The organism is Sorangium sp. So ce426 (genome assembly GCF_051475585.1).
GTDB classification, from domain to species: domain Bacteria; phylum Myxococcota_A; class Polyangia; order Polyangiales; family Polyangiaceae; genus Sorangium; species Sorangium cellulosum_B.
Window position 1 is genome coordinate 240,812 of record NZ_CP150341.1, and the last position, 14,498, is coordinate 255,309.

The window sequence follows — 14,498 nt, forward strand, 5'->3', positions numbered from 1 at the left end:
CCGCTCTCGACCATCGCGACGCCGGTCACCAGGCCCCAGGCGGCGACGCCGAGGGCCGGGCGGCTCGTGGCTACGTTGCATCCCGGCGCGGCGCCGCGCCCACCGGAAGCGTGAAATGGAACGTCGTGTGGCCGCCCTCGGGGCTCTCGACCCAGATCTTGCCGTCGTGGGCCTCGACCAGCCCCTTCGCGATGTACAGGCCGAGGCCGAGGCCGACAACGCGCTCCTCCTTCGCCTTTCCCCGGAAGAAGCGCTCGAACAGGAGCGGGAGGTCCTGGGCCGGGATCCCGCGGCCGCTGTTCCGGATGGAGATCTGCACCGCGTCGCCGCGCCGCTCCAGCGCCACCTGTATCGGCGTCTCTGGATCACCGTATTTGACGGCGTTGGAGATGAGATTGCTGAGCACCTGCTCGACGCGCCCGGCGTCCGCGCGCACGATCGGGATCTCCCCGCGGCTCTCGACGTCGACAACGCGCCCCTCGGTCTCGCTCTCCATCCGCTCGACGACCGCCTCCACGAGCGCGCGCAGGTCGATGGGGGTGCGCTCGATCGCGAGGCGACGCGACTCGATCTGGGAGATGTCCGTGAGATCGGAGACCATCCGCCCGAGCCGCTTGGCGCTCGCCAGGATGTGCCCCGCCCTCGTCTTTACCGCGGTCGTGACCTGGGGCTTCCGTTCGAGCTGGGTCGCGTAGCCGATGATCGTCGTCACGGGCTGCTTCAGGTCGTGCGCGACGACCGACGTCCACTCTTCCTTGAGCCGCTCGAGCTCCTTGAGCCGGGTGATGTCGTCGAAGACGACGACCGCGCCGAGCAGCTTGCCGTTCCCGTCGACGATGGGGCCAGCGCTCGCGAGCACCGCCAGCATGCTGCCGTCGGCGCGCCGGAGCGACAGCTCCCTCGAGCTCGTGACCTCGCCTCGCAGCGCGCCCGCCGACGGCTGCTCCTCGTCCATGAGGGGCTGCCCGTCGGGCAGGCACAGGCCCCATGCGCCCGGGGGCCCGGGCGGCGAGTCTGTCCCGGCGAGCTCCTGGGCGCGGCGATTCCGGGCGATCTGCGCGCCGGCCCGGTCGAGGAGGAGGATGCCGACAGGCGAGCGCTCGATGACCGCGTGGAGCCAGCGCCGCTCGGCCGCGAGCTGTCCGAGGAGCTGCTCGCGCTCCTCGTCGGCGAGCTTCTCCGTGGTGACGTCGCGCGAGATGCCGATCCCGGCGATCGAGTTTCCGTGCTCGTCGTGCTGGATCGTGATGTGGGTCGAGACCCAGCGGGTCCGACCGCTCCTGTCGATGATGCGGAAGGTGAGCCGGCCGCCGGCCGCGGCCATGTGCTCGACGAACGCATGATAGCGCCCGACGTCCTCGGGATGGATCAGGGTGACGAACAGCTCAGGGTTCTCGTACCAGGCGGCGGGCGGATAGCCGGTGTGCTCGAGGACGGCGGGGTTGATGTACTCGTAGCCCCCCTCCGGGCCGAGCCGTATATGGAAGATGACGTCGCTCGCGTGCTCCGCGATCATCCGCAGGCGCTCCTCGCTGAGCCGCAAGGCGCGATCGGCGCGCCGCTGCTCGGTGACGTCGAGCGCCGTGCCGATCATCCGCAGCGGAGAGCCGTCCTCGGCGCGGATCACGTCCGCCTCGGTGTGGAGGGAGCGCTCTTCGCCGTTCGGGCGGACGATCCGGTAATCGACGCAATAGGGCAGGGTGCCCTGGAGCGCGAGGTCGACGGAGCGTATCACACCCTCGCGGTCCTCCGGGTGGATGCAGGCGAGGAACCGCTCGTACGTGAGCGCGCCGGCGTCGCGGGACAGGCCCAGCATCCGATAACACTCGTCGGACCAGAGCAGCTCGTTGCTCGCAATGTGCCAGTCCCAGTTGCCCAGCTTCGCCAACCTCTGCGCGCGGGCGAGGCTGTCCTCGCTCAACCGGAGCGCGGTCTCTGTCTGCCTGGCCTCCGCGATCGTCGCGTGGAGCTGCTCGCGCGAGCGCTCGAGCTCGTGGTTCTCCCGCTCGAGCTCCTCGATCCGTGCGCGCTGGGCGTACAGCTCGGGGGCGGCGAGCGCCATCCCGAAGAGGCTCGACAGGACGCCCGCGATCTCGAGCAGCTCGGTCTGCGGGGGGTCGGGCTGCGCCGTGGCGCAGAGCAGCACCGCGCGCAGGGTGCCGGCAAAGGTGATGGGGATCGCGAAGGCGCGGGTGCAGCCGCAACGTCGGTGCAGGTGGCCGGCGTCCAGGAGCGCGTCGGCGCTCTCGTCCTCGGGCGCGACCTGCGCGATGTTCAAGCGGGCGGCGGCGCCGGCGAGGCTCGGGGCGTCGAGCGGCAGGCGCCGGAGGGCGTCCAGCGAGCCCGCGCTGCCGCCCGCGCAGGCGACGAGCCCGAGCGTGTGCGGCACCTGCGCGACATCGTAGAGGCAGGCGATGTCGACGTGGAGGAGGCGCGCCGCCGCCGCCACGATCGCTTGCTGCGGACCGTCATCGCCGGCGCGCGAGAGGGCCATCGACGCGTCGGCCACGGCGCGGGCGAGCGTGTCGCCCGACGCCGGCGGATCCCCGCGGTGTCGATCCCTGGACGGTCCACCCCGTTCGGCTCGGCGCCCTCTGTCGTCGCTGTTCAATCCGCCCCTCGCGCCTTCTACCCGGATCCTGGTGGGCGCGAAGCGAGACTATCACGAGCCTTCGCGCCGCAACCTGGTTCACGCGCCTTCGCGCCGCAACCTGGTTCACGCAGCCGTCCAGGGTCCGGGCCGGTGCAGGCCCGGCGGCGGCTGTGCCGCGCCCGCGCTGGCTGAGGAGGACGCCGGGGAGGAAATGCGCAGCGGCCAGCGCGCTGGGAGGCGGCTACTGGGCAGCGTCGCTTCCTCGTGGCGAAGGCCAAGCACCCGCGCGCCTCTTGAAGTGCGTGGACGAGTTGCATACTGACGGCAACCTCTCATCGTCGCTGTAGGGGTCGAGCGCACCCGGGCGTGCTGGGCGGACCGGCGGACCCGACCCAGGTTGGCGGCGCGGACCGGCGGACCCGACCCAGGTTGGCGGCGCGGACCCGCGGAACGACCCAGGTTGGCGGCGCGGCGGTGGCCCCGACCTGGCTGCAGTCGGACTAACCGCAACCCAGGTTGGGCTAGTAGTAGTAGCAACAGCTCCAGCTTAGGTGGCGGACCGCCAGGCGGCCGCCACCCACAAAGCTTGGTCGAGCCGCGAAATGATTGATGGAAATCCCTGGCACGGCGCTTGTCTTATTGCGCCTGTCATGAGCCAGCCCCGCGAGATCGTTGCCGGAGCCACCTACCTCATCACCCGTCGCGTCCTGCGCCGGCACCTGCTCTTCCGCCCGGATGCGGCAATCACCCAGCTCTTGGTCTACGTCCTCGCGGTGTCGACTCGCCGTTACGACATCGAGGTCCATGCGCTCTGCGCCATGTCAACGCATCTGCACCTGGTCGTGACCGACTCGAGGGGCGTCCTGCCGCGGTTCTTGCAATTCTTCCATCGCATCGTCGCGCTCGGCACGAAGGTGCTTCGCGGGTGGGAAGGCCCGGTATGGGACCACGAGGCCACGAGCGTGGTGCGGCTGCTGACGCGCGCAGCGGTGGTGGAGAAGATTGCTTATGTCATGGCGAATCCTGTTGCCGCTGGTCTGGTGCAGCATGCGCGCGAGTGGCCGGGCGCCAAGGTGGATGTGGACGAGCTCGGTCGCGGCGTGCTGCGCGCGGCACGCCCTTCGGTGTATCTCGACCCGGAAAACCCCCAGTGGCCCGAGGAAGCGACGATCTCGCTCGCGCTGCCGCCGGCCATCGAGCAGGACAGCGCGGAGGGCTTCCGCCAGGACGTCTCTGCCGAGCTCGAGCGACACGAAGCGCGGGCCCACGCGGAGGTACAGCGGCGAGGGCTTCGCTTCTTGGGCGCCGAGGGAGCCGGCAAGGTGTCCCCTTACGAGCGCGTGACGAGCTTCGAGCCGCTGCGCGACGGCAATCCGACGTTTGCGGTGGGTCGCGAGCAGGGAGATGCGTGGCGAATCGCTGGTGCCGCTGTGCGTGCGTTTCGAGCGTCGTACCGTGCGGCACTGGAGCGATGGCGTGCCGGCGTACGCAGCGCTGTATTCCCCGCGGGGACGTGGTGGATGCGCACGTTTCACGGCGCCAGCGTGGCCGGCGTCGTGCTCACGGTGTAGAGCCCTGGCGGCGCCGTGGCAGGGAGGCGGACGGGACGGGCGAGGGTATCGGTGCCTTGTCGTGGGGCGCGTCCGTCTGGGACCGGCGGTGTGGACGGATGAATTTCGTGTGGCGGTATACCCGTGCTGTCGTGTGTCTGCAGGCGGTGCCGAACGCAGAGGAAGCGGCGTCAGGGGCAGAGTGCTGTACGCGATGGTTGGCCGAGCGGAATGATTCCTCTCGAAAGGTGGACCCATGTGATAGTCATTCCGGGGTGGGTCGCCGCCGCCCCCCGGCCGCTGGTGGCATCGCAACGTAGGTCAGTCGTTTTGTCGTTTTCGGGTGCGGCGCAACCTGGGTAGGGTCGTTCATGCAGGCACGCGCACGAGGCGAATGATGATCGGACAAAGAGGTCTCACCTCCCGACGGCGGGCGGCCGCCTCGCTGCTCATCACGGCGCCCCTCGCCGGTGGCTGCTCGGAGGACTACCACTTCACCCCCGTGCGCGTGAAGGCGCTCGAACCCGCGGCGCAGATCGTCGCCGGTGCCTACCATACCTGCGCGATTCTCAGGAACGGTAATACCGCGTGCTGGGGCGACAACGACGCGGGCCAGCTTGGCGACGTTTCCATCGGCTCGCTGAGTACCTCCCCGAGGTGGGTCTCGCTCGCCGCGGACCCCGTGCGTCTCGCCGCTGGTCCGCGGCACACGTGCGCGCTGTTCGACGAGAGGAGGGTCAGGTGCTGGGGGGATGACGTGGGCGGCTCCCTCGGCGTCGTGCCGGCGGGCTGCGGCGACACTTCCGGGGGCGCGGACGTCGTGGCTGGTGGGCGTTGCCCGGTGCCACCGCGCGACGTGCCCGGCCTGGAGGACGTGGTTGAGCTCGCGGCCGGCGGGCTCGTGGAGGCGGACGACCCATCGCTCGGGTTCACGTGCGCCGTGCGTGGCGCCGACACCGTGGTCTGCTGGGGTGACAACCGGAGCCACCAGCTCGGCGCCGATCCCGAGACCGTCGTGAGGAGCGAGCCCGCGCTCGTCCTCGACCTGGGTGGGTTCCCGCTGCGCGGCGTGACGCGCGTCGCCGCCGGCGAAGCGCACGCGTGCGCCCTCGACGCGCAGGGCGACGTGTGGTGCTGGGGAGACGGTGCCGCCGGAGCTGTCCGCAAGGAGGGCGTGCGCGGCGCGACCGACGTTGCGGCGGGCGGGCGCCACAGCTGCGCTGCCCTCGGCACGGGACAGGTGGCGTGCTGGGGTTGGAACCTCAACGGCCAGAGCGGCGACGGGCCCATCGTCGACAGCGCCGACGAGGTTGTCGGCGTCACGCTCGTCGAGGGCGTTGCCAGTGCGAAGGTCGTCGTTGCCGGCGGGCGCCACAGCTGCGCGCTGATCGACGACGGCGGCGTCGTGTGCTGGGGCTCCAACCAGAGCGGCCAGCTCGGCTCCGAGGAGGCCAACCTGGTCTCCGCGCCGGTGCGGGCGGCGCTCGACGTGCGCGCGGTCGCCCTCGCCGCCGGGCGAGAGCACACCTGCGCGCTCGACGAGGAGGGCGGGGTGTTCTGCTGGGGCAGCGACGGCCAAGGCCAGATCGGGACCGGGCGACAGTGACGCGCGCCGCGTGGCTGCTCGCGGCCGTGGCAGGGATCGCCAGCATCCTCGCCCCTGGCGCTGCTCTCGCCGATCCGGTGCGGCCCTTTCAGATGGATCTCGCCCTCGGCGCGCGCGCGGGCAGCGGCGTGCGGGTCGTCGAAGGCAGGCTGTTCCTCGGCTGGTGCGGGTCGATCGGCCCCGACAGCGCGTCGTGGCTCCCCTACTTCTCCGCGGGGCTCTCGGCGAGCGCAGGCTCGACCGACGTTGACGATCGCCGCGGCTTCGACGGCGAGGTGCGCGTCGCGCGCTACGCGCTCGGTCCCGAGCTCCGCGCCGGCTTTGCCGGCGAGAGCGGCACGATGAACCACTACGTCTATCTGGCCGTCGCGCCGGTCTACCTCTTCGCCGGGGCGCTGAGCGACAGGCTCCCCGAGGCCGGCGGCGCGCTCGGCGCGCGCGCGGCCCTCGGCCTCGGCCTGCCCGTGAAGTGGCGCATGATCTTCGGGAGCCGGGACGAGCGGCTGTGCGATGGCGCGGACGACTGCCTGCTCGTCGACACCCTGCTCTTCCTCGTCCCCAACCACGTCGAGGTCGCGTACGAGAACGCGGCCGGCTCGTCTCACCGGCTGGGCGGGGCGGTGGGGTACAGCTTCTGAAGCGCGTCGGCGCTTCCCGAGCCCTCACCCCTCGAGATAGGAGCCGAGCTCTCGCTGCCGCGAGCGCGTCCGGAGCTTCTCGAGCAGCTTCGCCTCGATCTGACGGATGCGCTCCCGCGTCAGCGAGAACGATTGCCCGATCTCCTCGAGCGTCTCGTCCTCGTTGCCGTCGAGGCCGAAGCGGCGCCGCAGGAGCTCGCGCTCGCGCGGCTGCAGCGAGTCGAGCAGCTCGCGCGTCTGCTCGATCAGCCGGCGCCGGGCCAGCATGTCCGCGGGCGTGGGCTCGTCGTTGGCCAGCAGATCGCCGTACCGGGTATCGCCCTCCTCGCCGACGGGGGCGTCGAGGCTGAGCGGCTCGAGCGCGAGCTCGCTGATCACCCGCACCTTCTCCACGGTGAGGCCGCTGCGCTCCGCGATCTCCTCGACGGAAGGCTCGCGCCCCCGCTCCTGCACCAGATCTCGCCGAGCGCGCACCACCTGGCTCCGGATCGCGGTGAGGTGGACCGGCATCCGAACGGGCTTTCCCTGGTTGAGGATCGTCCGCTTGATCGCCTGCTTGATCCACCACGCGGCGTAGGTGCCGAAGCGGTGGCCGCGGCGGTACTCGAACTTGTCGGCGGCGCGGATCAGGCCGAGGTTCCCCTCCTGCACGAGGTCGAGCAGCGGGACGCCGAAGCGCTGGTGCTCCCGCGCGATGGCGACCGCGAGCCGGAGGTTCGCCTGGACGAGCTCGGACTTCGCCTGCGCGACGGCGCGGCGCCCCCGGGCGATCGCCGCGATCGTGGCCTCGATCGCGGCGCGCTCCGCCTTGTCCGCCTCGGCCGCTGCTGCGCGAAGGCTCCGCTCGATGCGCTCCTCGAAGGTCGGATCGAGGCGCAGCTCGGCGAGGCCCGCGGCGAGGCCCGCGAGGGCGGTCTCCACGCCGTCCTCGGTGATCTGCCGGCCGAGGAGCGAGCGGGCGAGAGCGAGCAGGTCCGCGAGCCGCTTCGCGGAGGCGTCCGCCTCTGGATCACCGGCGTCGGCCTCGCACAGCAGATCCCGGAGGCTCAGCGCCCCGACCTGGACGTCCTCTGCCGTCGAGGCGAGCTCGCGCAGCGCGACGGGCGACCGGACCCACGCCTCGAAGCAGGCGAGCGCGCCCGCCTCGATACGACGGCCGATCGCGACCTCGCCCTCGCGCGTAAGCGGCTGGCTGCCGGCGAGCGCCCGGAAGTAGAGCTCGGTCGCGCCGAGCGTGGCTTGCGCGCCGGCGGCCTTCGCGCGCCGAGCTGGCGCGCGCTCGCCCGCGCGTCCGCCCGCGGAAGCGATGGAAACGGGATGACTCGATTCGGACTCGCTCGTCGAGAGCGAGGGACGGAACCTCATTCAATGCGCTCCAGTGTTGCCGCTGCGTCGTACCCGACCGCGAAGGGTGTGAGGGGGCACGATCATCAATGCGCCTCGATATCCTAACCGCTGAGGACGTAAATAGGAAAACGAATCGACCGCCGACGTCGCCCATTTCCACGGCGTTTTTCGGTGTTGTTGCCCGGCTCGGCGGGGCGCGTTCTCGTTGTCCTCGGATGGCGGCGCGCGCGTGTGCGTTGCCGGACGAGTGTGCGCCGCCGGGCGAGCGGACGCGTCCCGCTCGATCGCGCTGCGGGGCGGAGAAGCGGGCGTTGGAGGGCGCGACGTGAGGGCGCTGGCGGAGGGGCCTCGAGAGGGGGCGTTCTCGAACCGGCACGGGCGGCCTCGGAGGGGGCGGAGCGAGGCCGCGGGTTGCCGGGGCCGTCCGGCGGGGGAGCGGGGCCGGTCGAGAGCGGAGCGGGCGGTCTCGGAGGGGGCGGAGCGAGGTCGCCATCTGTCTGGTGGAGCGGCCGCGACGGGGCGGGATCGATCCGAGACGGCAGCGGACGGCAACCTAGGTCGGAAGAATCGGCGCGCTGCTGGCCCTGCGCCGTCCGGGCAGCGGTTGCTATGCTCCACGCCCGCGCTGCCCTCCGGAGCGCGCAGTAGCCATTCCACCGAGGAACGACGCGCATGATCCAGATCTTCGGCACGGCCAAGTGCAAAGCGACGCGGGCGGCGCAGCGGTTCTTCGCCGACCGGGGCATCAAGGTGCAGCTCGTCGATCTGCGCGAGAAGGGCCTCTCCAAGGGGGAGCTCGCGAGCGTAGCGCGCGCGGTGGGCGGCATGCGCGCGCTTTACGACGCGGAGAGCGCGCGGGTGAAGGAGCGTGGCCTCCAGCACCTCGGCCCGAGCGATGCGCGGATCGCGGAGCTCCTCGTCGACGATCCGCTCCTGCTCCGCACGCCCATCGTGCGCGACGGGACGCGCGCCTGTGTGGGCGCGGCCGAGGGGACTTGGAAGGCCTTCGCCGATGCCGCGAAGGGCGGGTAGCGGAAGGGGGCGGGCCAGGGGATCGGGGGAGGCCGGGCCCGCGTGTGGGTCGAGGCGGCCCCGAAGGGAGCGCGGTCATGCCGCGACCCGCGTCACCGCCTCGTCGCTGGTGCAAAAGCAAATTTTGTGCCAACTACGAGGCGGCAGTCAGCGCTCGGGGTGCCTCTCCTCGACGTGGTGCCGTCGACGCTCCACGCGATGCTTCTTCGCCGGCTTCGCCGGAGTTGCCGGCCTGACCGAGGTTGCCGGCCTGACCGAGGCCCCCGCCTTCACCGTCGCCCCCGCCCTCACCGCCCCCGCCCTCACCGAGGTTGCCGGCCTGACCGAGGTTGCCGGCCTGACCGAGGTTGCCGGCCTAGCCGAGGCCCCCGCCCGGACCGAGGCCCCCGCCCGGACCGTCGCTGCCGGCCTGACCGTGGTTGTGCGGTGCACGTCGTGATGGTGATGGTGATGGTGATGGTGGCCGTGTCGCTCGAAGCCGACGCGGTAGCGGACCAGGGCGCGCGGCTCGTCCCGGTAGTAGACCCAGCCGTGGTGCGACGGGTAGTACCAGCGGCCGTCCACATAGTAGACGTAGGTGCCGCGGTAGTACACGCGCGGGTAGGTCTCGACGTGGACCGGCGCCGCCGCGATGTGAACGACCGGCTCCTCGTACACCGCGAACTCCTGGTACGTGACGGTCGCATGCGCCGGCGCAGCGGCCCTGGTGTGGACTTCTGCCGCGCACCCGGTCGCGCCGAGGAGCGCGAGCGCAACGAGCGCGGCCAGCACGGCGAGCCTGCTGCCGCGCGGCTGAGCGCGCGCCGCAGCGCTGGGGGAGGAAACATCGAGGACTGGCACGTTCATCTCCATGGGGGTTCACAGGAGCAATTGCGGTGCCACCCGCCGAAGGCGGGGCGCCGCCGCGTGGCACCGCAGGGCGCCGCTCGCTGGTATAGCGCTTGCTGCCGTGCCGCGCATCGGCGCGACAGCGCCAGACTTGGATAAAGGAAGACGAACCTCATGAAACTTTCGAAGGTGCTCACCGGTCTCGCTGGCTGCGTCCTCGCCACTGCCTCGCTCACGGGGTGCATCGTCGTCGGTCATGACGATGACCACGATCACCTCACGCGCGGCTCGCTCACCGTCGCCCTGACCATCGACGGCAGCGACGATCCGTGGGCGTGCTTCGATCACGACGTGAGCGGGGTCGCGGTCAGCGTCGAGGACGAGGATGGCTTCCTCGTCCTCGACGCGGTGGCGGACTGCGATGATCTCGGCCTCACCATCGACGGCCTCTCCGAGGGGTACTATGACGTCGATGTCTGGCTCGTGGATTTCGACGGAGACGCGATGAGCGACATCGTGCGCGTCGAGAGCGTCGACGTGTTCGACGGCGCCGACACGCTTGTGGAGGTCGACTTCCCGTGGACGTGGATCGACTCATGACGCGCGCGGCTCGCCTGAGCGACCGCACGCGGGCGCCTACTCGCCCGCGATCGCGGTCACGAGACCATGGACGCCGTTATTGGATCGGGTAGGCGGGGTCGCGCTCGGGGAGCTCGGCGCTCGCGAAGGCCGCGAGCAGGCGCCGTCGCCGCCGCCCTGCGGGACATGAAGCCCTGTTACTGGGACTTCTGCGATTCCCCTTGCCGTTGCGCGTAGGCCTGGGGGCCTTGCTGCTGGCTGTTTTGCTGCTGGCCGGGTTGCAGCCGGCCGGACTGGTCGCGTTGCTGCTGGCCGAGCTGGGCGCCCTGCTGCTGGCCGGGCTGCATCTGGCTGCCCTGTCCGCGTTGCTGCCGGTCGCGTTGCTGCTGGCCGAGCTGGGCGCCCTGCTGCTGGCCGGGCTGCATCTGGCTGCCCTGTCCGCGTTGCTGCTGTCCGACCTGGATGCCCTGCTGCTGTCCGACCTGGATGCCCTGCTGCTGGCCGGTTTGCGCCCCGCCGAACTGGCCGCGTTCCTGCTGGCCGGGCTGGGTGCCTTCCTGCTGCCCGCGTTGCTGCTGGCCGCCTCCCTGCTGCTCGTGGAGCAGCAAGCAGAACAGCTGCTCGGCCTCCGTCAGGTGCTGCTCGACGTCCGCTCGCATCGCCTTCACGCGAGTTCGTATCTTCGCGTTCTCCGCGTTCGCGACGCCCGGCACGTCGAGGAGCTCGAGGGCGCGGCGATGGAAGGAGATCTGGGCCCAGATGAAGGCCGTGTCGAACTCGGCGCCTTCCTCCTCTTCCAGCGCTCCGCTCACCTCGGTCGAGCTCTCGTCGAGCTCCCGGCAGCGCGGGCACGACTCCATCTTGAACCTCGAGCCCGCGCCGAGCTGCTCGGACTGGGCGTGCTCCTCGACGATCTGCTCGGCGTAGCGCTTCACATCCGGGGACGCGGCCTTGTCCAAGGCGATCTGCGACAGATCCACCTCCTTCTGGTGGATGAACGAGATCAGCATCGTGAGCTCCGCGTCCGACGGCTGCTGCGTCGCGCTGCGCTCTCCGCGGCCTCCCTGCCTGTCGCCCTGACTGCCGATCTGTCCGCGGCCCCCTTGCCTGCCGCCTTGATGGCCGTCCTGCTCTCCGCACATCTGCCTGTCGCCCGCGCGCTGGCCGCCGGCCCGTTCGCCGCCCTGTCTGCCGCCTTGATGACCGGGCTGCTCGCGGCCTGCCTGCCTGCCGCCGGCCTGCGCTCCACCGCCCCTCCCGGCGCCTCGCGCGCCGTCTCGGCCCGTCTGTCCGTGGCTCCTGCCGTCGGGGCCCGTGCCGGTCCGCTCTTGCCCATCCGCTCCATCGCGATTCGCCTCGGCGTCATCGTCGCTGCCCATGCAGCCGCCGGCCCCCGCGAGGACAAAGCTCCCAGCGAACATGATCGCCATGAGGCGACCTGAACGATTGCCCATCATTGCTTGCTCCTTGGCCGACACCGGCGCGCTGTCGCGCTCACCTGCCAGTTATCGGCCCCGAACATCTGGGTTCGGGGAGCGAGGATGGTGAGCGAGGTGGAGCCCTAAGCCAGCATCGTCATTTCCCCGAGCACCCCTGCGCCCCCTGCGCGATCGCGCCGAGAGTCGCAGTCCCGCTCGGCGCTGACCCAGACCGAGCCGGTGCGCAGCGGCCGGCCCGGCGAGCGACCATGATCCCAAGGACCCGCTCGGGCACTCGCCCGCGCGAGGACCCGCCGCCGTCGGCGCCGTCCGCCCGCGCGCGCCGGATAAGCTGCCAGGCGGCCGGATCGCCGCCAGGCAGCCGGGCATGCGCGCCGCGGGCCGAGGAACCCGCTCGGCCGGGGCGCGCCGCCTTCCGCCGCGCCATCGATGCGCGTAAGCTCCGGCGACGTCCGACCGAGCGCCGCCTCGGCCCTCTGCCGAGGCGCCGGTCGCCGTCATCCTATGAAAACCTCCGCGCACAACGGCCCGTCTCCCGGGCCCGCCGCCCGCGTCGACACGACGGACATCGAGGCCCTGAAGCGTGAGCTCGAGCGGCTCCGCGCCGTGGGGTCCCGGGATCGCGGGTGGCTCGACGCCGTGCTCGAGCACAGCCCGCACGGCGTCATCCTCTGCGACGCGTCCGGGAAGCTCGTCCTGCACAACCGGGCGGCGGAGCGCATCTGGGCCGGCAGCGCCTCGACCGAATCGATCAACGACTGGACGCTGTATCGCGCCTTCCACGAGGACGGCCGCCCGTACGAGGCAAAGGACTGGGCCATGGCCCGCGCGATGTCCGAACGGCAGGTCATCGAGAGCGAGGAGACCCGGATTCAGCGCTTCGACGGCACGTATGGCATGGTCCTCGGGAGCGCCGCGCCCATCATCGGGCCTGGCGGCGAGCTCGAGGGCGGGATCTCGGTGTTCGCCGACATCTCGCGCCTCAAGCAGGTCGAGGCCGAGCGCGGCGAGCTCGCCGCGCAGCTCACGAAGCAGGTCGAGGAGCTCGATCGCCGCGCCCGGCTCACCCAGGCGCTGCTCGCGGTCAGCACCGCGCTGAGCGGCGCCGTGACGGTCGAGCAGGTCTCCGCCGCCGTCGTGAGCGACATCCACCGGGTGCTCGGCGCCTCGACGACGATGATGTACACGGCGGACGAGGCGGCCGGCGTCGCGGCGCTCGTCGGCCACTCGGGGCTCGAGGAGCAGCGCGCGAGCCCCTACGCGAGGGTGCCCCTCGACGCCCGACTACCGCTCTCGGACGCGCTCCGGGAGCGCCGCCCCATCTGGGTGGACACGAGGCAAAGCCTGCACGCCGCGTACCCCGAGCTCGCGGCCCTGCGGCCTGTCCGCGACGACGTGAAGGCGCTCGCCGTCCTGCCGATCGTCGCCCACGCGGCGCTGCTCGGCGGCCTCGCGTTCTCGTTCGCGGACGAGCGGGCGTGGAGCCCCGAAGAGCGCGAGTTCCTGCTCAGCGTGGCGGCGCAGTGCGCGTCGGCGCTGGACAGGGCGCGCCTCCTCGAGCGGGAGCGCGAGGCCCGGGCGCGCGCGGAGATGCTCGCGGCGGAGCTCGAGCGGCAGCAGGCGACGCTCCGCCTCCTGAGCGAGGCGGGCGCCGCGCTCTCCGGCTCGCTCGACGTCGCGTCGCGGCTCACGCACCTGACCCACCTGGCGGTCCCCACCCTGGCCGACTGGTGTGCTGTCGACATGCTGAACGGCGATTCCATCGAGCGCGTGGCCGTCCACCACGGCGATCCCGCGAAGATCGAGCTCGCCGAGCGCCTCCGGGCGATGTCCCCGCCCCGGCCCGACGCCCCGGCGGGCGTGTCCGCGGTGATCCGCGCCGGTCGCTCCGAGTGGATGGCCGACATCCCGGACGCGGCCATCGAGTCCGCCGCGCTGAGCCCCGAGCACCTGCGCCTGATCCGGTCGCTCGGGTTGAGGTCGTATGTCGTCGTCCCGCTCCGGGGGCGCGACCGGACCATCGGCGCGCTGACGCTGGTCCACGCGGAGTCGGGCCGCCGCTTCAGCCAGGCGGACGTCGCGCTCGCCGAGGAGCTCGCGAACCGCGTCGCCCTGCTGATCGACAACGCGAGGCGGTTCCAGGAGGCGCAATCGCTCATCCGCGCGCTGGAGCGGACCAACGCCGAGCTCGACCAGTTCGCGTACGTGACGAGCCACGATCTGAAGGCGCCCCTCCGGGGCATCGCGAGCCTCGCCCAGTGGATCGAGGAGGACCTCTCCGACAAGCTCACCGCGGACACGCGCCATCAGATGGAGCTCCTGCGCGGGCGCGTGCGGCGCATGGAGGCCTTGATCGAGGGGATCCTGGCCTACTCCCGCGCCACGAGGTTCCGCGAGAAGCCGGAGAGCGTCGACCTCGACAGGCTGGCGAGGGAGGTGGTCGAGCTCATCGCCCCGAGGCCGCCCGCGCGGGTGACGCTCGACGTGCCGCCCGCGACCCTGCGGACCTACAGGGTGCCCTTGCAACAGGTGCTCATGAACCTCATCACGAACGGCCTCAAGCACGCGGGCCGCGAGGACGCGGCGGTCTCCGTGTCCGCCCGGGAGCAGGGCGACAGGGTCGAGGTCTCCGTGTCCGACAACGGGCCTGGGATCGCGCCTGCGTTCCAGGAGAAGGTGTGGGGGATGTTCCAGACGCTGCAGGCGAGGGACAAGGTGGAGAGCACGGGGATCGGCCTCGCCATCGTGCGAAAGATCGTGGAGAGCCGCGGCGGGCGGGCGTGGGTCGAGTCGGACGGCAAGAGGGGCGCGACGTTCCGGTTCACGTGGCCCAGGAGGGAAGAGGCGGAGGGCGCCGGGTAGTCGTCGCGCCCGCCGAGCTGCCCG

The 14,498-nt window shown here is 71.6% G+C and carries 10 protein-coding genes; 6 read left to right on the forward strand and 4 right to left on the reverse strand.

Going from position 1 to position 14,498, the window contains the following annotated elements; translation table 11 throughout:
• Positions 1-70: 70 nt before the first annotated feature.
• Complete coding sequence (locus WMF44_RS00955) at positions 71-2,509, reverse strand: PAS domain-containing protein (protein WP_437297238.1); 2,439 nt, start codon at positions 2,507-2,509, stop codon at positions 71-73.
• Positions 2,510-3,243: 734 nt separating this feature from the next.
• Here WMF44_RS00955 and WMF44_RS00960 point away from each other — a divergent pair.
• The 3 genes from WMF44_RS00960 to WMF44_RS00970 all read left to right on the forward strand — a co-directional run bounded on the left by WMF44_RS00960 (position 3,244) and on the right by WMF44_RS00970 (position 6,387).
• Entirely contained in the window at positions 3,244-4,164 is a 921-nt protein-coding gene (locus tag WMF44_RS00960) for a transposase (RefSeq protein ID WP_437297239.1), read from the forward strand.
• Between the two features lie 373 nt (positions 4,165-4,537).
• Positions 4,538-5,749 (forward strand): RCC1 domain-containing protein, encoded by a 1,212-nt coding sequence (locus WMF44_RS00965; protein WP_437297240.1) that lies wholly within the window; start codon positions 4,538-4,540, stop codon positions 5,747-5,749.
• On the forward strand, positions 5,746-6,387 hold the full coding sequence (locus WMF44_RS00970) for a hypothetical protein (RefSeq protein WP_437297241.1): 642 nt from the start codon (positions 5,746-5,748) through the stop codon (positions 6,385-6,387). The genes WMF44_RS00965 and WMF44_RS00970 overlap by 4 nt, the downstream gene beginning before the upstream one ends.
• Before the next feature lie 24 nt (positions 6,388-6,411).
• On the opposite strand, the gene WMF44_RS00975 is transcribed toward WMF44_RS00970, so the two are convergent.
• Positions 6,412-7,752, reverse strand: a complete 1,341-nt coding sequence (locus tag WMF44_RS00975; protein WP_437297242.1) for a sigma-70 family RNA polymerase sigma factor — start codon at positions 7,750-7,752, stop codon at positions 6,412-6,414.
• A gap of 654 nt (positions 7,753-8,406) precedes the next feature.
• Here WMF44_RS00975 and WMF44_RS00980 point away from each other — a divergent pair.
• A complete protein-coding gene (locus tag WMF44_RS00980) occupies positions 8,407-8,766 on the forward strand; it encodes an arsenate reductase family protein (protein ID WP_437297243.1) in 360 nt (119 codons plus the stop codon).
• 147 nt (positions 8,767-8,913) lie between these two features.
• Here the strand turns inward: WMF44_RS00980 and WMF44_RS00985 are convergent, their stop codons facing one another.
• Positions 8,914-9,612, reverse strand: a complete 699-nt coding sequence (locus WMF44_RS00985) for a hypothetical protein (protein ID WP_437297244.1) — start codon at positions 9,610-9,612, stop codon at positions 8,914-8,916.
• A 156-nt stretch (positions 9,613-9,768) separates the two neighbouring features.
• On the opposite strand from WMF44_RS00985, the gene WMF44_RS00990 reads away from it, so the two are divergent.
• Positions 9,769-10,194 carry a hypothetical protein gene (locus WMF44_RS00990; RefSeq protein WP_437297245.1) on the forward strand — a complete coding sequence of 142 codons (426 nt, stop codon included), beginning with the start codon at positions 9,769-9,771 and terminating at the stop codon, positions 10,192-10,194.
• A gap of 176 nt (positions 10,195-10,370) precedes the next feature.
• Here WMF44_RS00990 and WMF44_RS00995 read toward each other — a convergent pair whose 3' ends face one another.
• Entirely contained in the window at positions 10,371-11,630 is a 1,260-nt protein-coding gene (locus WMF44_RS00995; RefSeq protein WP_437297246.1) for a DUF4142 domain-containing protein, read from the reverse strand.
• A 486-nt stretch (positions 11,631-12,116) separates the two neighbouring features.
• On the opposite strand from WMF44_RS00995, the gene WMF44_RS01000 reads away from it, so the two are divergent.
• A complete protein-coding gene (locus WMF44_RS01000; protein ID WP_437297247.1) occupies positions 12,117-14,474 on the forward strand; it encodes an ATP-binding protein in 2,358 nt (785 codons plus the stop codon).
• Positions 14,475-14,498: the final 24 nt, after the last annotated feature.

What these genes read in the sequence shown, in the direction of transcription:
- WMF44_RS00960 (WP_437297239.1), top strand. Translation starts at nt 3,244, where the DNA reads ATGAGCCAGCCCCGCGAGATCGTTGCCGGAGCCACCTACCTCATCACC.
- WMF44_RS00965 (WP_437297240.1), top strand. Translation starts at nt 4,538, where the DNA reads ATGATGATCGGACAAAGAGGTCTCACCTCCCGACGGCGGGCGGCCGCC.
- WMF44_RS00975 (WP_437297242.1), bottom strand. Translation starts at nt 7,752, where the DNA reads ATGAGGTTCCGTCCCTCGCTCTCGACGAGCGAGTCCGAATCGAGTCAT.
- WMF44_RS00980 (WP_437297243.1), top strand. Translation starts at nt 8,407, where the DNA reads ATGATCCAGATCTTCGGCACGGCCAAGTGCAAAGCGACGCGGGCGGCG.
- WMF44_RS00985 (WP_437297244.1), bottom strand. Translation starts at nt 9,612, where the DNA reads ATGAACGTGCCAGTCCTCGATGTTTCCTCCCCCAGCGCTGCGGCGCGC.
- WMF44_RS00990 (WP_437297245.1), top strand. Translation starts at nt 9,769, where the DNA reads ATGAAACTTTCGAAGGTGCTCACCGGTCTCGCTGGCTGCGTCCTCGCC.
- WMF44_RS00995 (WP_437297246.1), bottom strand. Translation starts at nt 11,630, where the DNA reads ATGATGGGCAATCGTTCAGGTCGCCTCATGGCGATCATGTTCGCTGGG.
- WMF44_RS01000 (WP_437297247.1), top strand. Translation starts at nt 12,117, where the DNA reads ATGAAAACCTCCGCGCACAACGGCCCGTCTCCCGGGCCCGCCGCCCGC.